The organism is Caballeronia humi (genome assembly GCF_001544475.1).
GTDB lineage: Bacteria > Pseudomonadota > Gammaproteobacteria > Burkholderiales > Burkholderiaceae > Caballeronia > Caballeronia humi.
Window position 1 is genome coordinate 43881 of the sequence record NZ_FCNW02000034.1, and the last position, 21860, is coordinate 65740.

Here is a 21860-nt window from a genome sequence, read left to right on the forward strand (position 1 = left end):
GGGTCTCTTGGAAAGGCGTAAGTTTTTAATCGGTCGTTCCTGGACATCAAGCCTGGACGCATGGTGTCCAGGAACGCCGACTGGGAGGCAAGCCTCCCAGGTCGAATACTGCGAAGCCGGCGACGCTGAAACCATGCCGCCAGCCTCATGTTCCCGGGAAATTAACCGAGGAGCTTCAGGACCTGCTGGGGCATCGAGTTCGCTTGCGCCAGAACCGAGATGCCTGCTTGCTGGAGAACCTGCGCCTTGGAGAGGTTCGCGGTTTCCTGTGCGAAGTCCGCATCGGTGATGGCCGATTGCGCTGCGCTCAGGTTGGTCGATTGCGATTGCAGGCTGCTGATCGCCGACGTGAAGCGGTTTTGTTCAGCGCCGAGCGTTGCTTGCAGCGTGCTGACCTTGTCCAGCGCCGAGTCGACATAGCCGATCACGTTTTGCGCGCCGCTTGCCGTCGAGACGTCGACCGAGCTCGAACCGAACACGCCAGTCGCACCCATCGACACCGAGCCGAAGTCAACCGACAGCGTCTGGTTAGCCGTTGCGCCGATCTGGAACGAAACCGTCGAGATCGAGCCGCTCAGCATGGCTTGGCCGTTGAACGTCGTTTGGCTCGACACGCGGTCCAGTTCGCCGAGACGCTGCGTCACTTCCGTTTGCAGGTAGCCGCGTTGCGTGTCGGAGAGCGAGCCGTCCGAAGCTTGCACAGCCAGCTGGCGGATACGTTGCAGGTTGTCCGTCGTGCTTGACAGGCCGCCGGAAGCGGTCTGGATCATCGAAATTGCGTTGTTTGCGTTCGACACGCCTTGGTTCAGCGCGTTGACGTAGGACGTCATGTTCGTCGAAATCGCGAGTCCTGCTGCGTCGTCAGCGGCGCTGTTGATGCGCTTGCCCGACGAAAGACGGTTGATCGCGGACGACAGGGCGCTTTGCGAACCGGCGAGGTTCTTTTGCGTGGTTTGCGACAGCGTGTTGGTATTGATATTCAACATGACTTTGTGATCCCTCGTTAAGGTATGGAGGCCATTCAGGCTTACATCGATTACGGCGTCGCGCTGTTTTAACGAGTTGCGCTGACCGCCTTACCTAGGTTATCGGGCCGCCCGAAAAAAACTTTAGGCCCTTGTAACTCTTTGTGCGAAAGCCGCTTTACGGCGGTGCAAAAGGCCGCGGGCGGGGAGTGCCCGCCCGCGGACGCCGGGGTGATTCAGGGTTCAGGCCGCGCTTGCAATGGCTTCCGTGGCCGCTTTTGCAAGCGGACGGAATATCAGGCGCATCACCTGCGGGGTTTTGTCCTTCGAGGCCGGCAAATAAATCAGGCCATTCGGCTTGATTTCGAAAATCCCCGGTTCACGCTCCGCCATTCCGTCGTAAATGATTTCGCTGCCGGGATTCAACGGCCGCTGGCGATCGAATTCCATATTCGAATCGAGCAATTCCGCCGGGAAAGTCGATGCCGACTCCAATTGCAGCCAGCTCAACTCGCGCCCGACCATCAGCGCGGTATCGAATTCAGTGCGCGGAAGGACGACCGAGTAGTAACCGTCGAACGTGGAGCGCGCCGCGACGTTCTGCGTCGCGCTCTCGTTGCCGCGCACGAAGAGCGTCGGAATGTCGAGTTTTCGGTACGACGTGTCGTCGACGGTGAAATCGAGCCGGTGGCGGCGGATCGCCATCAGGAAAATCGCCTGGTCGATGCCGGCGTAGCGCATCTCCGACGGATACCCGGTGCGGAATCCCTTGCCGATGCTGCGCATATAGAACGGCCCGCGCTGGCGCAGTCCCTGGATGCCCGCTTCGACGTCGACCACGTCGAAGGCCATGTCGGTGCCGACATTCAACTCGAACCGCGAGTCGGCGCCACGCTCGATTTCCTCATGCTCAGGCAGGTAGACGAGCCGGGCCAGTTCGATCGATGCCGAGACGCGCAGTGCCTCGGGCGTGAGCTTCGGCAGGTGGATCGGCGCCGTCGCGGCGACGTCGCGCACGAATTCGAGACACGCCTGCTGGATCGTGGCGGTGGTGTCGAGCTGCATGCTGCCTTTCTTGACGTCGGCCAGCACGGGGTTGCCGGCCTCGTCGTACGAGATCACGCTGCCGGAGCTGATCGCACACATCTGCTCGAAATCGCCGATATGGGCGATCAGCGTCTCGATGACGTTTTCGTCGGTCCATTTCGTATCGACGAGCGCTTCGCGGTCGAGGTGCCCGCCCGGCGTATCGAGCGCGGCGAAGTACCGGCCGATCACATCGACATTGAAGTGACGTTTGAAGACATCGCCAATTGCGCTCTGGATCGTGCCGTAGTAGCCGAGATCGACCAGCACGAGCGTGTCGCCGCGTTCCAGGCCGACGGTGGTCTGCAGATGGCGGAACAGGCGTTCGCGCAACGTCTTCGATTGCTTGAGAATGACCTTGGTCGTCGCGGGTTCGTTCAGAATGCGGCGGAATTCCTGCGCCGGATTGGCGGCTTTATTCGCCCGCGTCAGAATTTTGCGCTTTAGATCGAGCGGCATCAGCATCTGGTCGCACACGATCGGAAGCCTGCCCGCAAAGGCGTGCCGGGCCGCGTAGCGCTGAATGCTCTCGACGCTGTCGAACGAGACGGCGACCGCCGTGTAGCGGCTCAGGTAGACCGCGCCGGCGTTCAAATCGCTCGACAGCGCGTCGCAGGCGAGCTTGACGAGGTGGCCGTCGCGCATCAGGCAGGCGAACTTGTGCGGCTTGCCGGTCGCGGTGAGCGTGCGGTGCGCGTCGAGGACGAACTGCGCGAACGCATAGATGATCGGACCCATCGACCAGTAGCCGACGCGCTCGTGCGGCGCCCACTCGCGCTTGATCTGCTGCGACTGCATGCTGTGGTAAAGGCTCGGCGCGGCTTGTGTGGCGCGGATCGACGGGAACAGCAGGCGCGCGGCGATCAGGCGCTGGCGATCGTTTTTCGCCATTTCGTCGTTGCGCTGCATGAAATGCACAGCCTCGATGCCGAGCGAGGTCGGAACGGCATAGTCCGCGACGTGGTTGTCGCCGACGTGCAGGATGTCCGCCGCCCGGACGCCCAGCTTCTTGATGACCTTCGGCCACAAACCGTTCGACTTGCCGAGGCCATGTTCCGACGAACAGAACATGTGGTCAATCAGCGTTTCGAGCTCTGGCGCGGTGGCGAACAGGATCTGGCGAAGTTGCGCTTCGCTGTAATAGGTATCGCTGACGATGGCGACCGCGATGCCGCGCGCCTTCGCTTCGCGAAGCAGGGCCAGCACCGGCTCGAAGATGAAGCCGATCTCGATTTCCTTCTGCACTTCGCGCGCGGCGAGGGCGCGCACGGTGGCCTCGTCGGCAAGTGGCGCGCATACGGCGTAGATCTCTTCGAGCGTGGCTTCGCTCATGCTTTTGGCGAAGACGTGCTTGGTGCGGGCTTCGGATTCGGCCATCATGCGCACGCGCGCGCTCACGCGGTGCTCGACGAAGAGCGGATCTTCCGCGAGGCCGTAATACACGTCGCGAGGTTCGAGCACGCCGCGCCAGAAGACGGTGTCGAAGCAGTCGAAGGTGGCGATCTTGCAGCCTTCGAGTTTGGCGGTCCATGCCGCCATCAGGTCACTGGCCGGGACGTTGCGGTCGTTCATTTCTCTGGGTGCTCCTGGGCCGGCGCTTGCGGCGCCGTAAGGGATTGACTCGTGCCGCGGCGACTGCGAGCGCGCTCGCGAGACGGTTCTTCGGCGGTTTTCGGGATGAACTGATGGTAGGGGAACGCCCGTGAATGAAAGTGTCGAAAAAGAGGCGGTTTCGCCCTTAGTTCGGGGCTTGGGCGCGCGGCTTTAGAAACGGCGCGCGCTGCAGCGTATGGCGGCCCGGCGTATGCTTTTGTGTCGAACCGGCCCTTTCTTTCACGGAGCACACATGCAAAAACGCACTATCGGCACATCGGATCTGCAAGTCGCGCCGCTCGTCTTCGGCGGCAACGTTTTCGGCTGGACAGCGGACGAGCGCACGTCGTTCTCCATCCTCGACGCGTTCGTCGACCACGGCCTGAATTTCATCGATACCGCCGATGTCTACTCCGCGTGGATCGACGGCCACAAGGGCGGCGAGTCGGAAGCGATCATCGGCAAGTGGTTCAAGGAAAGCGGCAAGCGCGACAAGATCGTGCTCGCGACGAAGGTCGGCATGCTGAGCACGCGTTCGGGGCTAACGGCTGCGAACATCGCGGCCGCTGTCGACGATTCCTTGCGGCGCCTTAAAACTGACTACATCGACGTCTATTTCTCCCATCTCGACGACGACAAAACCCCGTTCGAGGAGACGCTCGGCGCCTATCAGAAGCTGATCAAGGCGGGGAAGGTGCGGGTGATCGGCGCGTCTAATTACTCCGGCGAGCGGGTGGAGGCGGCGCTGAAGGTGTCGAAGGACGAGGGATTGCCGGCGTACCAGGTACTTCAGCCTGAATACAACCTGTACGACCGCGAAGGCTACGAAACGGACCTCGAACCGGTCGCGACCGCGCACAAACTGGCCGTCGTAACGTATTTCAGCCTGGCGAGCGGCTTTCTGAGCGGCAAATACCGCTCGATCGAGGACACGAAAGGCGCCAAGCGCGGGTCGCGCGTCGAGAAATATCTGAACGAACGAGGCTTGCGGATCGTCGATACGCTCATCGCTGTGGCGAAACGCAACGACACCACGCCCGCGACGATCGCGCTCGCGTGGGTGATCGCGCGGCCGAGCGTGACGGCGCCGATTGCGAGCGCGACGTCGGTGGCGCAACTGGAAAGCCTGGCCGCGGCGACCCGCCTGACCCTCTCCGCCGACGACCTGCATGCCCTCGACGAAGCCAGCGCTCCGGCGAAATAATCGAGTTGCATCAGTAAGTTGGGTGCTTGGCGATCGCTCCGTGATCTGGTAACATCGCGCCCGAATCGAGATTTTTGCCCGACGGCGCGGTGTTTTGCGCTGCGCCCGGCGGCCCAAGTGCGTCATTTCAGATTTTCGTCTTTAGTGCGCATGCCGTTTCGGCGGTAATCCCAACTCTCTCTTTTCCGGCCTCCGTGGCCGCTTTGCTCGTGTCCGCCGTGTTGGGCGGACGATCGGAGTGCCGGCGCGTGGTACGGGCCGCAAGATCCGTTTCCCGCAGTCAGAAAATACGTTTAGCGATTTAGGAATTCCATGACCACTATTGTTTTGAAAGAAAACGAGCCGTTCGACGTGGCGATTCGCCGTTTCCGTCGCACGATCGAAAAGAACGGCCTGATCGCCGAGTTGCGTGAGCGCCAATCGTACGAAAAGCCGACGACGGCTCGCAAGCGCAAGAAGGCAGCGGCTGTAAGCCGTCTGCGCAAGCGTCTGCGCAGCCAGATGCTGCCGAAGAAGATGCACTAAGCGTCTTTTTCCGCCGCGGTCATGTTTCGATATGGCGGCGGCAAAACAAAAAGGCGGTGCGACCGAAAGGTCGCACCGCCTTTTTGCTTGAGACAGGTGTTGTTAGATGAACGCGTGACGCTTGCCGAGCGCGCTTAGCAAATGCGGCCACTGGTCGACACTGGCGTCGTCGTGGACTTGCTCCAGCTCGCACAGCAATTCGATGATGCCCGGATCGTAGGCATTCACGTCCGATGCATATAGCGCGCGCAGCAGCTTGCCATCCTGCGCGTGCCGATAATACGAAATGCCCGTGCCTTCGATCGCCGGATCGTAGACGTCGTCCTTGACGAGCGATCCGATCGCGCACTTGCGACCGTGCGCGCTACGCAGCCGGCACGAGCCGTTCTCGTCTTCCGACACGGCTCGCTGCTTCAGCAGATGAGCGCACACGCGCTCGTAAATGTCTCTTGCGCTCAACATCACAACACCTGCAACACTCATGCAGCGGTTTTCAGAAGCTCGGCCGACAAGCCGAATTGACGAGCGATCGATGCCAGCCGCTCGCGCCATTCCCATTTGCCGAATACGTCGTGCACGTTCTGCAGACAACTGAGCAACTCGACGGTGGTCGGATCGAACACGTTGATGCGCGAGCGCAATAGCGCACGCTTGAGCGCCGCGACGCCGACATCCATGTAGGCCGGCACGACATCCGGCGCCTTCGCGATGTAGCGAATGGGCACGCCTTCCATCGCGGTCATGTAGTCGCGCGGCTTGATGAAGCTGCCGACCGGGCAGCCGCCGCAATATCCGCGATATGCGCCGCCGCCGTGGGGCAATAGCGCTGCTTGTCCCTGGCCAAAGAGATGCAGCACTGCGCGGTTGAATATCTCCTGATGTGTCAGGAAGTTCAGGCTTTTCATGTTTGTTCCCCCTGCGCCCCTGCGCAGCGGCCAATCGTTTAATTTCGAGCAACCTGCACTTGCAGTATCGGACGTCGATGCCGTTTGCCTTAGAGCGGACGGCAACATAAAAAACGTGATGTATCGAGTCCTGAATCTACTGAGCTTGAGTTTTCCCGGCCCCGCGGCGCTTTGCGTGTTGCGCGCCGTCGTGTTGCTCGCGTTGCATTCGCAACTTGAATGTAAGACGGCTTCATCGCCTGTTATAGCAACTTGGCCCGGTAAAAAGGTGCGCTAGCGAACGCGAGCACGCAATTCTGACACGGTCCGAACGATCGTGCAGTGCGGCAAATCTGGCATGGAACATTGCTGGAGGCGGCTTTTCGCGTGCTTCACCGCAAAAAATCGCGTCATATCCGTATTTACCCTAGGCATGAGACGAATTTCGCTTAAATGTTGCTAAAAAGCAAATATTTCCGCTGAAGAAATGTCAATTTGCATCGCGGGCAGATTTTTTCGGCTTGTCTGCTGATTGGCGGCGCGTCGTTTTCCTGGGCGCTTTCGTCGACGCGCGGGAGAGGCAGCTCGCTTCGTGATCGTTGACCATGCCGGTTGCTTGCATGAACGCGTAGCAGATGGTCGTGCCGACAAACTTGCAACCGTAAGTCTTGAGCGCGCGGCTCAGCGCGTCCGATTCCTCGGTGGATGCCGGCGCGTGCTTGTAGGAGGAGCGCGGCGTGTCGATGGGCGCGTTGCCGACGAACGACCACACGAACGCCGCGAACGAGCCGTGCTCGGACTGAATCCGCTGGATCGCGCGGGCGTTCAATATCGCCGATTCGATCTTCGCGCGGTTGCGCACGATGCGGGCGTCGGCCATCAGGCGTGCGACGTCGTCTTCGGTGAAGGCGGCGACTTTCTCCAGATCGAAGCCTTCGAAGAGCGCGCGATAGCCTTCGCGCTTGTTCAGGATCGTCGACCAGGAAAGGCCCGCCTGCGCGCCTTCGAGGATGAGCATCTCGAAAAGATGACGGTCGTCGCGGGAAGGCACGCCCCACTCGGTGTCGTGATAGTGGATCATCGCCTCCGTGGCGGCCCAACTGCAGCGGTGCGGTTCGTTCGTCATGTCGCGTTTCCGTAGATTCGATTCGTTTGGCGCCAGCTTAGCGGAATGCGCCAGCGTCGCCAGTCGGCCGTTCGGCCAATTGGCGGCGTGCGACGGCCCCGGTAAGCTCGCGGGCATGACTAAATCACAGAACTCAAACGAATACCTGATCGGCGTCGATGGCGGCGGCAGCGGCACGCGCGTCGTTCTCGCCGATGCGAACGGCCGCGAACTGGCGCGCTCGACGGGCGGCCCGTCCGGGCTGGGACTGGGCGTCGAGCGGGCGTGGCGCGAGATCGAAGCCACCTGCGCGCGCGCCTTCGACTCCGCCGCCTTGCCCTTCGACTGGCGCGCCTGCGCGATCGGTTGCGGTCTCGCGGGCGTGAACCACGCCGGCTGGCTTGCGCAATTCCACGCGATGGCGCCTGCGGTGCGCGCGCTGGCCGTCGAAAGCGACGCCTACACGACGCTCGTTGGCGCGCACGGCGGCGAGCCGGGCGTGATCGTCGCGCTCGGAACCGGCAGCATAGCGGCGATGCTCGATGAGCGGGGCGCCTGGCGCATCGCGGGCGGCTACGGCTTTCCGAGTGGCGACGAGGCGAGCGGCGCGTGGCTTGGCTTGCGGGCAATCGTGCATCTTCAGCAGGTGCTCGACGGCCGCGCTCCCGCAGATACGTGGTCCGACGCGTTACTCGCGCGCACCGGCGGCGTGGATCGCGACGGTCTGGTCGTGTGGCTGAGCGGCGCCAATCAGACGACTTACGCGAAGCTCGCGCCCACCGTCTTCGAAAATCGCGGCCATCCGGTTGCGGGGGCGTTGCTGGCGGACGCGGGGCGCGAGATCGGCAAGCTGGTGGCCGCGCTCGATCCGGCTGGCGTGCTCCCGGTGGCGTTGTGCGGAGGGCTGGCCGCGCCGCTTGAGCCGTTCGTCCCCTCGGCGTTGCGCGGGCGGTTGCGCGCGCCGCTTGCCGATTCGGCGGCGGGGGCACTGCAGATTGCGCGGCGGGCGGCCGGAACGTGAGGTTCGCGGCCACGCGATAAAATGAGAGGCTTCACGCCAAATCACACTAAAGGCAGTCATGTACCCAGTCATCGCCACCGATCTCGACGGCACCCTCCTCAACAGCGATCACCAAGTCGATCCCTTCACCGTCGAAACGGTCCGCCGGCTGGAGGCGAGCGGCGTGCGCATCGTCATCGCGACGGGGCGGCATTATCGCGATGTCGCGGGCATTCGCGACCTGCTTGGCATCGACGCCTACCTGATCACGTCGAACGGCGCGCGCGTTCACGCGCCCGACGACACGCGCATCTACGCGCGCGACCTCGACCCGGCGGCCGTGCGGCGCCTCGTGCAGCCGGATCTGGCGGGCGGCGAAGGCCGCGTGATCGTGAACCTTTTCGCCGACGATGCCTGGCTGATCGACCGCCACGCGCCCGAATTGCTCGTTTTTCATCAGGATTCGGGCTTCAAGTACGAGGTGATGGACCTGCGCGAGCACGACGGCGAGGGCGTCGCGAAGGTGCTTTATATCGGCGAGCCGAAGGATCTGGAGGAAACGGCGGCGAATCTGGAACGCGAATTCGGCGACGCGCTCTACGTCACCTATTCGCTGCCCGACTGCCTGGAAGTGATGACGGCCGATGTGTCGAAGGGACGGGCGCTGAAAGTCGTGCTCGATCAACTCGATCTCGATGCGGCGCACTGCGTCGCGTTCGGCGACAACATGAACGACATCGACCTGCTCGAAACTGCCGGCCACCCGTTCATGATGGGCAACGCGAATCCGCACCTGATGAAGCGTCTGCCGGACGTGCCGCGCATCGGCAACAACTTCGAGGCGGGCGTCGCGCATCAGTTGCGCAAGCTGTTCGGCATCGTCGACGAACTGGCGCCGCCGGGGCAAATACCAAGCTGACTGAGTGACCCAGGCAAAAAGGGAGCGCCGCGGCGCTCCCTTTTTGCTTTCATCGCGCGTTATCCGCGATGGTTCCAGCCGCCATTGTTGTGCCCGTTGTCCCAACCGCGGCCGTGATCCCAGCCGGTGCGGTTCCAGCGGCCGTTGTCGCGGCGATCGTCGTTCCAGCGGCGCTCGTCATGACGCCACTGCGGCGCGCTGTACACCGGTGCCGGGCGGACATACACCGGGGCGGGCCGTGCGTACACGGGCGCATAGGCGGGAGCATAGGCCGGCGCGCCGAGCGAGAGGCCGATGTTGAGATCGGTGTGCGCCTGAGCCGCGCCGACGGCGCCGATGGCAAGACCCGTCGCTACGAGAATATGGGTGACGATGCGCTTCATGTTGTTTCTCCTGGAAAGCGACGTCTGTCGCATGAATCCAATTTAAGCGTCCGCCGTCTTACATGCTTCGATGAGTTGTTACCGTGTGCAAGCACGGTGTAAGGCTTTTCGGCGAGGCGCGCCGGAGGCCGATCCTTGTCCAGCATGCCTTTGCCGATGCGGCCTTGCGCCAGAATCGAACGAATGTTCAACGCGCGCCGGTCAGCTTGTAAACGCCCATTACATTTGTCGCCAGCGATTCATATTCGAGATGCACCCGAGCGCTGGAATCCGCGAAGTAAGGGGATAAACGTCGCTTGTTCGGCCGCTTGGTGCAAGTCTCGCTCCACTAACATCCTCCACATAGAGCCTCTCGTTCACCAATCTCAAATTTCTTTCACCACACATGACAGCGAAAGTCGGAATCATCATCCGCACGAAGAATCGGCCGCGCCTTCTGCAGCGCGCGCTGGCGAGTGTCTGCGCCCAAACCTTCGATGACTGGAAACTCGTCGTCGTGAATGGCGGCGGGGAGAGCGCTCCAGTGGACGCAATCGTCGGCGCGTTGCCTGAGGACGTGTCGCAGCGGGTGCAGGTGATTCACCTCGCGACGTCCGTTGGCCGAAGCGCGACCGGGAATGTGGGTTTCGCGCTGCTCGACACCCAATACGTCGCCACCCTCGACGACGACGATTCCTGGCAACCCGACTACCTGTCGATCACGGCCGATGCCCTGGACGACGCTCGCCGCGAACTGCCGAGCGTGCGCGGTGTTACGGTCGCCGTGAATGCGGTCGAAGAGCGGATCGAAGGCAACGACATCCACACGCTGCGCGTCACCCCGTACAACGCCTGGCCGGCGACGCCGCACGTCGTGAGCCTCGACGCGATGCTGCAGGGGAGCGAACTGGTGCCGTCGGGCGTTCTGCTCGACCGGCGCGCCGTGGTCGAGGCGGGCGGTCTATTCGATCCGTCGCTGGCGATTCAGGAGGATTGGGACCTGTACGTCCGCTTCATGCTGCGCTGGGACATTTTGACGATCCCGGACTACGCCGCGAATTATCATCGCCGCCCCTTTGAAACCGATCCTGAACTCTCCAACTCCGTCTACACGCAAGGCAAGCAGGCCGCGATTTCCCAGCAAGCCATGCTGAACGACTGGCTGAAGCGATCGGTTGCGCAGACCGGCATCGGCGAGTACGCGAATTTGAGACAGAACTTCCATTCGCTTGGGCAGATTCGCACGGCGACCGCTGAGCGGTCGCTGAACGAACTCGCGCTCGTGTCGGACGTGCTCGCGACCATCATCGAGCAACTGGCGGACGTCGACGACAAGCTGGCGCACAGCCTGCCGGCCGCTCACGCGGACCGGTAATAGAAACTGAGAACAGAAAAGAATCCATGAACGACACAGTCGGCATCATCATCCGGACCAAGAACCGGCCCGTTTTCCTGCGCCGCGCGCTTAAAAGCGTCCAGGAGCAGACGCTCGGCCGCTGGAAAATCGCGCTCGTGAACGATGGCGGCGAGCCGGGCATCGTCGAGTCGATCGTCGCTTCGATGCCGGAGCCGACGCGGCAGCGCATCGAATTGCTGCATCACGCGGAATCCGTGGGACGCTCGGAAGCGGGCAACGCGGGTTTTCGCGCGCTGGATACGAATTACATTGCCGTCCTCGACGACGACGACACCTGGCATCCCGCTTTCCTCGAAACCTGCATGCGGACGCTGGCCGACATGCGCGGCCGGGTGAACACGGTCAAGGGCGTCGCGGCGCGGCTGCACATGGTGTCGGAAAAGATCGTGGGCGGCCGTATCGATCTATTGGAAGTCTCCGATTTCAGGCCGGAGATTGCTCATCCCGATATCCTCAGTCTCGATGAGATGCTGCGTGAGAATTTTCTCGGACTATGTGGCGTCGTGCTGGATCGTCAGGCGGTCATCGAGGCGGGCGGCTTGTTCGCGCGCGACCTGAGCGTCTTCGAAGACTGGGATTTGTATCTGCGACTGATGACGCGCTGGGACATCGCCGGCATCGAGCAACGGCTCGCCAACTATCACTTCCGCTTCACCGAAACCGATAGCGATCTCGGCAACTGCGTGGTCGCCCAGCAGGCTGACATGCTGCTGCACCGTCAGTTGCTGCTCAACCGCTGGCTGCGACAGTCGCTTCAGACGAGAGGACACGGCCAGTACGCGAACGCGCGCAGGCATTTCGTGACGCTCGCAAATCAGGACGCGGCGCTCCTGAATACGACGGCCCAGAGCATCGACATGGTGAAGGACGGTTTGATCGCCGTCGCCAAAACGGTGATGCAGATGCAGGAAAGGCTGAGCGCCGGCCACTAGAAAAAAGCAAGAAACAAAAACGGGCGCCGAGGCGCCCGTTTTCATACATTTCCGCCGGCTTAAGGCGCTGCGTTTACTTCTTCGAGCGCGCGAGGCACGGATAAACCACGCCCGCAATGATCGCGCCGATGATCGGAGCGAGCCAGAACATCCACAGTTGCTCGACCGCTGCGCCGCCGACGAAGAGCGCCGGGCCCGTCGAACGTGCCGGATTCACCGACGTGTTCGTGACGGGAATCGAGATCAGGTGGATCAGCGTCAGGCACAGGCCGATCGCGATCGGTGCGAAGCCGGACGGCGCGCGGCTGTCCGTCGCGCCGAGAATCACGAACAGGAAGAAGAACGTCATCACGACTTCGCACACGAACGCGGCGAGCAGCGTGTAGTGGCCTGGCGAGTGCTCGCCGAAGCCGTTTGTCGCGAAGCCGCTCGAGACGAGGTCGAAGCCGGGTGCGCCGTTGGCGATCACCGACAAAACGAACGCGCCGATTGTCGCGCCGATGACCTGGGCGACGATATACGGCACGAGTTCACGCACCGGAAAACGGCCCGCGACCGTCAGGCCGACGCTGACCGCCGGGTTCAGGTGACAGCCGGAGATGTGGCCGATTGCATACGCCATCGTGAGGACGGTGAGGCCGAACGCGAGCGACACGCCCGCGAGGCCGATTCCGACGTGGGGGAAAGTGGCCGCCAGCACAGCGCTTCCGCAGCCGCCGAGCACGAGCCAGAACGTACCGAACATTTCAGCGCCAAGACGCTTTGCCAATTGCATGATTCTGCTTATCCTAAAAAGATTGATTAAAGCCGGGGAATGCGACAACACGGACTTAATTGCGCCCATTCGGGTGCGAAGTTTAATGTCGGCGGTCCCGTGAGTTTGTCAACAATGGTTAAGCGGCTTTACGAAGCAGAATCTTTTTGGGATGGCGGGCGGAAGCGGATTTTCTGGTAAAGGCGTCGTTTTGAAAATATAGGTGACGTCAATTGCAAGTTTTATTCGATACGACTAGGCTTTCCTCCAATTCCGATTACAAAGTGGAGAAGCAATGTCGCAATACCTCGAATTGAAAGCGCAGATATCGAAATTGCAGGCGCAGGCGGATCGCGTCCGGCAGGACGAAGTGCAGGCCGTGGTGGCCAAGATCCGCCAGCAGATCGTCGAATACGGGCTGACGGCGCAGGACCTCGGGCTTTCGCTCATCAAGCGCGGGCGTCCGCCGAAGAAAGAACCGTTGCCGCCGATGTATCAGGACCCGAAATCCGGCGCGACCTGGAACGGCCGCGGTAAACCGCCGAATTGGATTGCGGGTAAGAATCGCGAGAGATTTCTTATTGGGCGCTGATAAATCGCCTAAATCGAACGGCCAAAAAAATGCCGCCCTGAGGGGCGGCATTTTTCATGACTATTTGCATAACTGCGCGTCGAAAGACCGCAGTTAATCGAAAAGCGATTCTTCTTTAACCGACTGCAACTTGACGCAGCACCGGGCGCTTTGCGGCCTGAAGCATCGCCGTATAGCTTTCGACGTAATTCTGCGCCATCGTCTTCGCGCTGAAGCGGCGTTCGAATTGCGCGCGGATTTCCGGGCGCGACAACTCATCGAGGCGTTGCAGCGCGCCGACCGCGCCCTGAACGTCTTCACAGATATAACCCGTCACGCCGTGGTCGATCACCTCCGGCACCGAGCCGCGATTGAACGCGATCACGGGCGTGCCGCAGGCCATGGCTTCGATCATCACCAAACCGAACGGCTCCGACCAGTCGATCGGGAAGAGCAGCGCCTTCGCACCCGACAGGAACTCGGGCTTCTGCGCCTCGTTGATTTCGCCGACGAATTCCACGTGCGCTTGCGAAAGCAGCGGCTCGATCGTCGACTTGAAGTATTCCTGGTCGACCTTGTCCACCTTGGCGGCGATCTTCAGCGGCAGACCGCTTTGGGCAGCGATCTTGATGGCGAGATCGGCGCGCTTTTCCGGACAGATACGGCCGAGAAACGCGAGATATTCCGGTTTCTTGTGGGTCTGCGGCGTCAGCAGATTTTCCGGCAGACCGTGATAAATCGTGTTCAGCCACGCAGCCTGCGGCAGCGGCAGGCGTTGCGAATCGGAGATCGAGATTACCGGCGCCTTCGTGAACGTGTTGAAGATCGGCTGTAGCTCCGGCAGGTCGAGACGGCCGTGCAGCGTCGTGACGAACGGCGTGTCGAGCTGCGAGAACAACGAAAACGGCATGTAGTCGAGGTGAAAGTGCAGCACGTCGAACTCATGCGCACGCTGGCGCACGCTTTCGAGCAGCAGCATGTGCGGTGCGAGCGCATCGCGGATCGACGGGTCGAGGCGCAATGCGCGCGGCCACGCCGCTTCGAGCGTCGCCTTCGTCTGGGAATCGCCGCTTGCAAAGAGCGTCACATCGTGGCCGAGGTCGACGAGGGCGTCCGTCAGATAGGACACGACGCGCTCCGTGCCGCCATAGAATTTCGGGGGAACTGCTTCGTGCAACGGTGCAATTTGTGCGATTCGCATAACGTGACTCTCCTTGTTTCGTGAGGGCATCGCACAATCGCGCCCCGGTCGAGCGCTTCAGCGAATGCCTGTCGGACGGACAACGGTGTGCCGCCGTCCGAGATCGGCCCGGAAATCGACCGGGTTATCCCTTACGTTCATTATCGGTATCGAGCCCGGCATTACACTTCCTTTTTCAATCGCTTAACCTTGTTACAGGACGAAACACCGCCTGTTACGAAAGTCAAAAGTTGTTGGAAAGCCCTGAAAACACAGGCTTTTCGGCTTTTCGCGATGCGCTCCGTTACTGCCGGCCAAAGACAAGAGCAATCTCCGAGCCATGACTACAAACGAAGTGACCTTACAAACAGACGATATTGGCGAGCCCTCTTAAGTCATTCCAATCGATGCCGTAAAAGTGGGGAAGCGCCCGAAAATGTCCGTATTAACGCCCGGTGTAGGAAATGTTCTTACAGGGATTTACTCGTCAAGCTGTCGCTGAATCGGAATGTTTGTCCGATATTCACGCGCTATCACTTCGACGAAAATCCGTCTGAACATATAGGAGCGTGGCCGGATTCCCTTTTGTGCCCTGGAATCCGGGCAAACGTTTCCGCTTGTGGCCTGACCAGCCACGGTATCGATCGGGGGAGAGATGACGATGAGTCACGCCAGCACGCTCGCGGAAATCCGCGAGGTGAATTTGTCGTATTTGTTGCTCGCGCAGCGTCTGCTACAAGAGGACCGGGAGAGCGCGATGTTTCGCATGGGCCTCGCCGAGCCGCTCGCAGACGTGCTGGAGACGCTCAGCCCCGCGCAGCTCGTGAAGATCGCGGCGTCGAGCCAGGTGCTGTGTCGCTTCCGTTTCGACGATCATGCGATCCTTTCATCGCTCGCCGACAAGGAAAAAAGCGCCGCGCTCGCGCAAACGCACTCGGCGATCCTGATGGCGGGCCAGCGCGCCGGCCAGATCGGCTGAGCGCGTCGACGGAGCCGGCCGGATGGTGACAAAGAGCGTGATCGGTGAAGTCCGCGAGATCACCCTGGCGATCGAACTGATCGAACTCGGGGCGCGGCTGCAATTGCTGGAAGCGGAGACGACCCTCTCGCGCGACCGGCTGATCCGCCTCTACAAGGAACTAAAGGGCGTGTCGCCCCCGAAGGGCATGCTGCCATTCTCGACCGATTGGTTCATGACGTGGCAGCCGAACATCCATTCGTCGCTCTTTTACGGCATCTACCGGTTCATCAGCGAGCACGGCGGCTGCGAGCCGATCCAGGCGATCGTCAAGAGCTATCGCCTTTATCTCGAACACAACGAATTGCACGGCGAAGAGCCAATCCTGAGCCTCACGCGCGCCTGGACGCTTATCCGCTTCTTCGACTCCAACATGCTGCAGACGAGCGCCTGCTCGCGCTGCAGCGGTCATTTCGTCGCACACGCCTTCGACTTGCGGCAGGGCTACGTCTGCGGTTTGTGCCAGCCGCCGTCGCGCGCCGGCAAGACGCGCAAGGCGAGCGCGGCGAGCGTCGCGACTTCCGCGCTGCCCGGCGACGCCGAAATCGCAGCGTAATCGAAACCCCGTTTCCACGCGGGTTCCGTCGCTGGCGCCTGTTGGCACTTCCCCCAAAGTTTTGACGCTTCATGCCGTAAACCACTTAACGGCGGTCTTGCCGCATCGAAACATGAGGACTCGACTGTGCTGATTTTCGTGGGAACACTAGTGACACTGTTGTCGGTTTTCGGCGGTTACGCGCTGGAAGGCGGGCATCTCGGCGCGCTCGTGCAACCGGTCGAAATCCTGATGATCGCGGGCGCGGGTGTCGGCGCGTTCATCCTCGGCAACGGGATGAAGACGATCAAGGCCACGCTGCGCGTCATCCCGACGCTCTTCAAGGGCTCGAAGTACAACAAGGACGTGTACATGGAGCTGATGGCGCTGCTCTATGTGCTGCTCGCGAAAGCGCGCAAGGAAGGCACGCTGACCCTCGAATCCGATATCGAGGACCCGCACAAGAGCCCGATCTTCAGCCAGTACCCCAAGATTCTCGCCGACGAACACATCGTCATCTTTCTGACCGATTACCTGCGCTTGATGGTCGGCGGCAACATGAATGCGTTCGAGATCGAAAGCCTGATGGACGAGGAGATCGAAACGCATCACGCCGAAGGCGAAGGCCCGGCGCAGGCGCTGCACAAGGTGGGCGACGCAATGCCGGCGTTCGGCATCGTCGCGGCGGTGATGGGCGTCGTGCATACGATGGCCTCCGCCGACCAGCCGCCCGCCATCCTCGGCGAGATGATCGCGCAGGCACTCGTCGGGACATTCCTCGGCATCCTGATGTCGTACGGCCTGATTGGGCCGCTCGCGAGCGTGGCGGAACAACGCGTCGCGGAGTCGACGAAGATGTTCCAGTGCATCAAGGTAACGATTCTCGCCAGCCTGAACGGCTATGCGCCCTCGATCGCGGTCGAGTTCGGCCGCAAGGTGCTCTTCTCCACCGAGCGTCCGTCGTTTTCCGAGCTGGAAGAGCACGTGCGCCGGGTCAAGGCGAAGTGACGTGCGCTCATGGCTGCGCGTGACTACAAAGGCACCGGGATGAGCAACGACAAAGACCGTCCGATCTTCATCAAGCGCGTGATGAGCCGCCGCAAGAGTCATCACGGCGGCGCGTGGAAGCTCGCGTATGCGGACTTCATGACCGCGATGATGGCGTTCTTCCTGCTGATGTGGCTGCTGAGCTCGGTGTCGCCGGTGCAGCGGCGCGGCATCGCGGAGTATTTCAACATGCCGCTCAAGGCCGCGATCATGGGCGGGCAGGGCACCGGCATGGATTCAAGCATCCTGCAAGGCGGCGGGCGCGACATTTCCAGCCCCGAACCGGGCACGACGCGTATGAGCGACGGCACGTACAGCAAGCGTATGTCGATGCGGCCGAGCGAGCAGGACCTGAAGGACGCGACATCCGAACTCGAACGTCGCGAGCAGGCGCGCCTCCACGATCTTCAGATCAAGCTCATGGCGGCGATCGAAGCGAACCCGGCGCTGCGTCAGTTCAAGCAGCAGATCCGCATCGATTCGACGCTGACGGGCTTGCGCATCGAAATCGTCGATACGCAGAAGCGGCCGATGTTCGCGCTGTCGAATGAAAACGTGCAGCCGTACATGCGCGACATCCTGCGCGAGATCGGCAGGACGTTGAACGACGTGCCGAACCGCATCGTCGTGCAAGGACACACCGACGCCGTGCAGTACGCGGGCGGCGAGAAGGGCTACAGCAACTGGGAACTGTCGGCGGATCGCGCGAACGCGTCGCGGCGCGAACTGATCTCGGGCGGCATGGATGAAGCGAAGGTGCTGCGCGTGATCGGCCTCGCGTCGACGCAAAACCTCAACAAGAAGGACTCGATGGACCCCGAGAACCGGCGCATCAGCATCATCGTGCTCAACCGCAAGTCGGAACTCGCGATGACGCACGACGACGCCGCGGCGACCACGTTGCTCGACAACGCGGCGAATGCTAATGGTTCCGCTCTGCCTGGCGCGGCAGCCAGGCCGCTGATCGACAAGCTCGGCCCGGCGGCGACCAAGCCCGCCAGGCCGTCGCACCAGGCCGCGATCGACTCGCCGATAGAGCGCGTGACGATCGCGACCGCAACACCCCCCATTTCCTCCGCCACGACCGCTCAACAGCAGTGACGGCCCGAACCCGTTCGGTCAAACGAGCAAGAGATTTTCATGATCAACACCATCCTGGCAATCGACGATTCCGCCTCCATGCGGCAGATTCTTTCGGTCACGCTGACCGCGGCGGGCTACGCCGTGACGGTCGCGGCCGACGGCATCGAAGGGCTCGAAGCGGCGCTCGCCGAGCGCTTCGATCTCGTGCTCACCGACCATCACATGCCGGGCAAGAACGGCCTCGACCTGATTGTCGAATTGCGCGCGAACCACGCCTACAAGACCACGCCGATCCTCGTGCTCACGACCGAGGACGGCGAGCCGTTCAAGGACGCGGCACGCGGCGCGGGCGCGACCGGCTGGATCGAGAAGCCGCTCGACCCTGAGCTGTTGACGGAACTCGTCGCGGCATTGTCGGAAGAAGCGCAACAGGGCTAAAGCATTTGCGCAAAAGGCCGTAGACCAGACACACACTGAACGCGCACGACGGCGCCGACTGACCAGCATTCCCGCGGTGACTCAAGCATGACACTCGACATTACCCAGTTCTATCAAACGTTTTTTGACGAAGCCGACGAACTGCTCGCGCAAATGGAGCAATTGCTTCTCGTGCTCGACATCGCGAATCCCGATCCCGAGGACCTCGCGGCGATCTTCCGCGCGGCGCACTCGATCAAGGGCGGCGCGGCGACCTTCGGCTTCACCGCGCTCACCGAGACGACGCACATCCTCGAATCGCTGCTCGACCGCGCCCGCAACAACGAACTCGTCCTGCGCCGCGACATGATCGACACGTTCCTTGCCACCAAGGACGTGCTTTCCGACCAGCTCGCCGCGTATCGCGCGAGCGCCGAGCCGGATGCGGCTGCGGCCGCCGCGATCTGCGCGAAGCTCGAACGCCTGAAGAGCGGGGACGCGGGACCGAGCGTTGCGCCGGTGGTTGAAGTGGCGGCCGTCGCCGAAGAGTTGGCGTACGAAGGCCCGAATGCACCGCCCGCGCACGTGATCGCGCAGACGCACGAAATCATCGAAGACGATGGTAACTGGGACGACGCCTTCGACATTACCGATTCAGCATCGAATGCAGGATTCGCGCAGGACGCTACGCCGGGACACACCGGCGCCGGCGCGGAAGCAGGACCCCACCTGAAAATTACGCTACGGGGGGTGGGCGAGAAGGACCAGGCTCTGTTGACGGATGAGCTTGGCAATCTGGGCAGTATCGCCGGCCAGAAGAAGTCAGGCAGCGACCTCGTGTTGTGGCTCGACTCCGATGTGTCTTCCGACGACATCATCGCCGTGTGCTGTTTCGTGATCGACGAGTCGCAGATCGTCGTCGGTCGCGGGAACGCGGCGGATGCGTCGTCGGTCGACTGCGCTCCGGTAACGGACGCAGCGCCGGCGGTAGCTCAAAAGCAGGTCCAAGAGGCGGCGGTGGCAGCGCCCAGGCAAGAAGAAGCGGCACCGGCGGCGGCGCAAGCCGCCGCCGGCATCCGCCCGGATCAGGCGCCGAAAGCGGCTGAGAAGGCGCGTCCCGCCGCGGCGGCATCGGCGGAAGGCAGCTCGATTCGCGTCGGCGTGGAGAAGGTCGATCAACTGATCAACCTCGTCGGCGAACTGGTGATCACGCAGGCGATGCTCGCCGAGACCACCAGCACGTTCGACCCTGCATTGCACGACCGGCTTTTCAACGGCATGGCGCAACTCGAGCGCAACGCGCGCGATTTGCAGGAAGCCGTCATGTCCATCCGCATGATGCCGATGGATTACGTATTCAGCCGCTTCCCGCGTCTCGTTCGCGACATCGCGGGCAAGCTCGGCAAGGAAGTGGAACTCGTCACGTTCGGCCAGGCGACCGAACTGGACAAGAGCCTGATCGAACGCATCATCGATCCGCTCACGCACCTCGTGCGCAATTCGCTCGACCACGGTATCGAAACCGTCGATGCCCGCCGCGCGGCGGGCAAGTCGACGACGGGGCAGCTCGTTTTGTCGGCGGCGCATCACGGCGGCAACATCGTGATCGAAGTCAGCGACGACGGCGCGGGCCTGCGCCGCGACAAGATTCTCGCGAAGGCGCAGAAGCAGGGCATGCAGGTCAGCGAGTCGATGAGCGACGACGAAGTGTGGCAGCTCATCTTCATGCCGGGCTTCTCGACCGCCGAGCAAGTCACCGATATTTCGGGGCGTGGCGTCGGCATGGACGTGGTGAAGCGCAACATCCAGTCGATGGGCGGACACGTCGAGATCACGTCGCGCGAAGGCCGTGGCACGACCACGAAGATCATGCTGCCGCTGACGCTTGCGATTCTCGATGGCATGTCGGTGAAGGTCGGCAACGAAATCTTCATTCTGCCGCTCAACTTCGTGATGGAGTCACTGCAGCCGGTGGCTGAGGACATCTACACCGTCGCCAACGGTGAGCGCGTCGTGCGCGTGCGCGGAGAGTATCTGCCGCTGGTCGCGCTGCACAACGTGTTTTCCGTTGAAGGCGCGCGGACCGAACCGACGCAGGGCATCGTCACGATCATGCAGACCGAGGGCCGCCGCTTTGCGATGCTGATCGACGAACTGGTCGGACAGCAGCAGGTCGTGGTGAAGAATCTCGAGACGAATTACCGCAAGGTGCACGGCATTTCCGCCGCGACGATTCTGGGCGACGGCAGTGTCGCGCTGATCGTCGATGTGGCCGCGCTCAATCGCGAATCGCGTGCGCAGCACGGATCGCACGCTCATTCCTAATTTGCAACACCAACCGATTCCGGGGGCTCACGTGGCAGCAGACATTCAATCGATTCATTCCGCCGCATCGCAGCGACGCGATGCGCAGCACGCAGAGGCTGCGGGGCAGGAGTTTCTCGTCTTCACGCTTGGCGCCGAAGAGTACGGGATCGACATTTTGAAGGTGCAGGAAATTCGGGGTTACGACAATGTCACCCGCATTGCGAATGCGCCGACGTTTATTAAAGGCGTGATCAATTTGCGCGGCATCATCGTGCCGATCGTTGATATGCGGATCAAGTTCAATCTTGGACGCGTCGAGTATGACAATCAGACGGTTGTCATTATTCTTAATGTCGCGCATCGCGTGGTGGGGATGGTGGTGGATGGGGTTTCTGATGTCTTGACGCTTACCGCTGAGCAGGTCATGCCTGCGCCGGAGTTCGGAGCGACGCTTACGACCGAGTATCTCACCGGGCTCGGCACCGTCGACGGACGCATGCTCATTCTCATGGACATCGAAAAACTCATGACCAGCAAAGAGATGGAACTCATCGAATTAGTCGGGGTTTGATTTTCGCTGGCGCTCGGGGGTGTTGTGTACACCGTTTGATGCGCTTGTGCTCCGATGGAACTTGCCTTTTTAGCGGTCTATTAGCTCTGCCCCTGTCCGGGGCGGGACTCACTTTCTTTGCTGCTGCAAAGAAAGTAAGCAAAGAAAGCAGCTTTCAACCGCCAGTGCTAACGAACCCTCACTGGCGTTGCAACGGATTGGCGCTGGAGAGTAAGTGTCGCCCTCACGGAGGAACGGGGCTTGGCTCGCGGACCCACTGTGGCAACGCGCGGTACACCGGACCGGTGCAGCAGTCATACATCCGTCCTCGCGCTACGCGCTCAGACGTTGGGTGCACCGCGCAGAGAATCCAAGGCAACAGGAAGCGCAAGCACAAGATGGTTTT

21 protein-coding genes and 1 pseudogene are annotated in these 21860 nt (G+C 61.7%); 14 read left to right on the forward strand and 8 right to left on the reverse strand.

All coding sequences use genetic code 11. From position 1 onward, the window contains the following. Positions 1 to 161 precede the first annotated feature (161 nt). Both AWB65_RS24455 and AWB65_RS24460 read right to left on the reverse strand, forming a co-directional pair. Complete coding sequence (locus AWB65_RS24455; protein ID WP_087669604.1) at positions 162 to 986, reverse strand: flagellin domain-containing protein; 825 nt, start codon at positions 984 to 986, stop codon at positions 162 to 164. A 222-nt stretch (positions 987 to 1208) separates the two neighbouring features. Further along, on the reverse strand, positions 1209 to 3623 hold the full coding sequence (locus AWB65_RS24460) for an HAD family hydrolase (protein ID WP_087669605.1): 2415 nt from the start codon (positions 3621 to 3623) through the stop codon (positions 1209 to 1211). A gap of 274 nt (positions 3624 to 3897) precedes the next feature. On the opposite strand from AWB65_RS24460, the gene AWB65_RS24465 reads away from it, so the two are divergent. Further along, positions 3898 to 4848 (forward strand): aldo/keto reductase, encoded by a 951-nt coding sequence (locus AWB65_RS24465; RefSeq protein ID WP_087669606.1) that lies wholly within the window; start codon positions 3898 to 3900, stop codon positions 4846 to 4848. 312 nt (positions 4849 to 5160) lie between these two features. Beyond that, positions 5161 to 5373 (forward strand): 30S ribosomal protein S21, encoded by a 213-nt coding sequence (gene rpsU, locus AWB65_RS24470; protein WP_035942296.1) that lies wholly within the window; start codon positions 5161 to 5163, stop codon positions 5371 to 5373. Positions 5374 to 5475: 102 nt separating this feature from the next. Here rpsU and AWB65_RS24475 read toward each other — a convergent pair whose 3' ends face one another. The 3 genes from AWB65_RS24475 to AWB65_RS24485 all read right to left on the reverse strand — a co-directional run bounded on the left by AWB65_RS24475 (position 5476) and on the right by AWB65_RS24485 (position 7383). Then, positions 5476 to 5835, reverse strand: coding sequence for a hypothetical protein (locus AWB65_RS24475; RefSeq protein ID WP_087669607.1), 360 nt, complete (start codon positions 5833 to 5835; stop codon positions 5476 to 5478). A 17-nt stretch (positions 5836 to 5852) separates the two neighbouring features. Further along, the gene (locus AWB65_RS24480; protein WP_087658668.1) at positions 5853 to 6278 is read right to left on the reverse strand and encodes a hypothetical protein; all 426 of its coding nucleotides are present in this window, start codon (positions 6276 to 6278) and stop codon (positions 5853 to 5855) included. Positions 6279 to 6747: 469 nt separating this feature from the next. After that, positions 6748 to 7383: a DNA-3-methyladenine glycosylase I gene (locus AWB65_RS24485; protein ID WP_200821787.1), complete on the reverse strand. Its 636-nt coding sequence runs from the start codon at positions 7381 to 7383 to the stop codon at positions 6748 to 6750. Positions 7384 to 7498: 115 nt separating this feature from the next. Between AWB65_RS24485 and AWB65_RS24490 the strand changes: the two genes are divergently transcribed. Continuing rightward, positions 7499 to 8383, forward strand: coding sequence for a glucosamine kinase nucleotide-binding domain-containing protein (locus AWB65_RS24490; RefSeq protein WP_087669624.1), 885 nt, complete (start codon positions 7499 to 7501; stop codon positions 8381 to 8383). A 58-nt stretch (positions 8384 to 8441) separates the two neighbouring features. Beyond that, on the forward strand, positions 8442 to 9281 hold the full coding sequence (locus AWB65_RS24495; RefSeq protein ID WP_087669608.1) for a Cof-type HAD-IIB family hydrolase: 840 nt from the start codon (positions 8442 to 8444) through the stop codon (positions 9279 to 9281). Between the two features lie 59 nt (positions 9282 to 9340). Here AWB65_RS24495 and AWB65_RS24500 read toward each other — a convergent pair whose 3' ends face one another. Further along, positions 9341 to 9664 (reverse strand): PXPV repeat protein, encoded by a 324-nt coding sequence (locus AWB65_RS24500; RefSeq protein WP_087669609.1) that lies wholly within the window; start codon positions 9662 to 9664, stop codon positions 9341 to 9343. A 385-nt stretch (positions 9665 to 10049) separates the two neighbouring features. On the opposite strand from AWB65_RS24500, the gene AWB65_RS24505 reads away from it, so the two are divergent. Together AWB65_RS24505 and AWB65_RS24510 are read left to right on the forward strand one after the other, a co-directional pair. Continuing rightward, positions 10050 to 11018, forward strand: coding sequence for a glycosyltransferase family 2 protein (locus tag AWB65_RS24505; protein ID WP_087669610.1), 969 nt, complete (start codon positions 10050 to 10052; stop codon positions 11016 to 11018). A gap of 26 nt (positions 11019 to 11044) precedes the next feature. Beyond that, the gene (locus tag AWB65_RS24510) at positions 11045 to 11992 is read left to right on the forward strand and encodes a glycosyltransferase family 2 protein (RefSeq protein ID WP_087669611.1); all 948 of its coding nucleotides are present in this window, start codon (positions 11045 to 11047) and stop codon (positions 11990 to 11992) included. Between the two features lie 73 nt (positions 11993 to 12065). Here the strand turns inward: AWB65_RS24510 and aqpZ are convergent, their stop codons facing one another. Continuing rightward, a complete protein-coding gene (gene aqpZ / locus AWB65_RS24515) occupies positions 12066 to 12767 on the reverse strand; it encodes an aquaporin Z (RefSeq protein WP_087669612.1) in 702 nt (233 codons plus the stop codon). A 274-nt stretch (positions 12768 to 13041) separates the two neighbouring features. On the opposite strand from aqpZ, the gene AWB65_RS24520 reads away from it, so the two are divergent. Continuing rightward, a complete protein-coding gene (locus AWB65_RS24520) occupies positions 13042 to 13338 on the forward strand; it encodes an H-NS histone family protein (protein WP_087669613.1) in 297 nt (98 codons plus the stop codon). A 115-nt stretch (positions 13339 to 13453) separates the two neighbouring features. Here AWB65_RS24520 and AWB65_RS24525 read toward each other — a convergent pair whose 3' ends face one another. Continuing rightward, positions 13454 to 14518, reverse strand: coding sequence for a glycosyltransferase family 4 protein (locus tag AWB65_RS24525; RefSeq protein ID WP_087669614.1), 1065 nt, complete (start codon positions 14516 to 14518; stop codon positions 13454 to 13456). A gap of 634 nt (positions 14519 to 15152) precedes the next feature. Here AWB65_RS24525 and flhD point away from each other — a divergent pair. The 7 genes and pseudogenes from flhD (at position 15153) to cheW (ending at position 21475) form a co-directional block, all read left to right on the forward strand. Continuing rightward, positions 15153 to 15476, forward strand: coding sequence for a flagellar transcriptional regulator FlhD (flhD, locus tag AWB65_RS24530; protein ID WP_087669615.1), 324 nt, complete (start codon positions 15153 to 15155; stop codon positions 15474 to 15476). Positions 15477 to 15498: 22 nt separating this feature from the next. Next, a complete protein-coding gene (flhC, locus tag AWB65_RS24535; RefSeq protein WP_087669616.1) occupies positions 15499 to 16071 on the forward strand; it encodes a flagellar transcriptional regulator FlhC in 573 nt (190 codons plus the stop codon). 126 nt (positions 16072 to 16197) lie between these two features. After that, a complete protein-coding gene (gene motA, locus AWB65_RS24540) occupies positions 16198 to 17058 on the forward strand; it encodes a flagellar motor stator protein MotA (protein WP_087660229.1) in 861 nt (286 codons plus the stop codon). A gap of 39 nt (positions 17059 to 17097) precedes the next feature. Continuing rightward, positions 17098 to 18093, forward strand: a pseudogene (gene motB / locus AWB65_RS24545) (flagellar motor protein MotB); the annotation flags it as partial. 144 nt (positions 18094 to 18237) lie between these two features. Further along, complete coding sequence (locus tag AWB65_RS24550) at positions 18238 to 18618, forward strand: response regulator (RefSeq protein WP_087669617.1); 381 nt, start codon at positions 18238 to 18240, stop codon at positions 18616 to 18618. Positions 18619 to 18705: 87 nt separating this feature from the next. Further along, complete coding sequence (gene cheA, locus AWB65_RS24555) at positions 18706 to 20922, forward strand: chemotaxis protein CheA (protein ID WP_087669618.1); 2217 nt, start codon at positions 18706 to 18708, stop codon at positions 20920 to 20922. A 31-nt stretch (positions 20923 to 20953) separates the two neighbouring features. Further along, positions 20954 to 21475 carry a chemotaxis protein CheW gene (gene cheW / locus AWB65_RS24560; RefSeq protein ID WP_087669627.1) on the forward strand — a complete coding sequence of 174 codons (522 nt, stop codon included), beginning with the start codon at positions 20954 to 20956 and terminating at the stop codon, positions 21473 to 21475. The last annotated feature ends 385 nt before the right edge of the window (positions 21476 to 21860 follow it).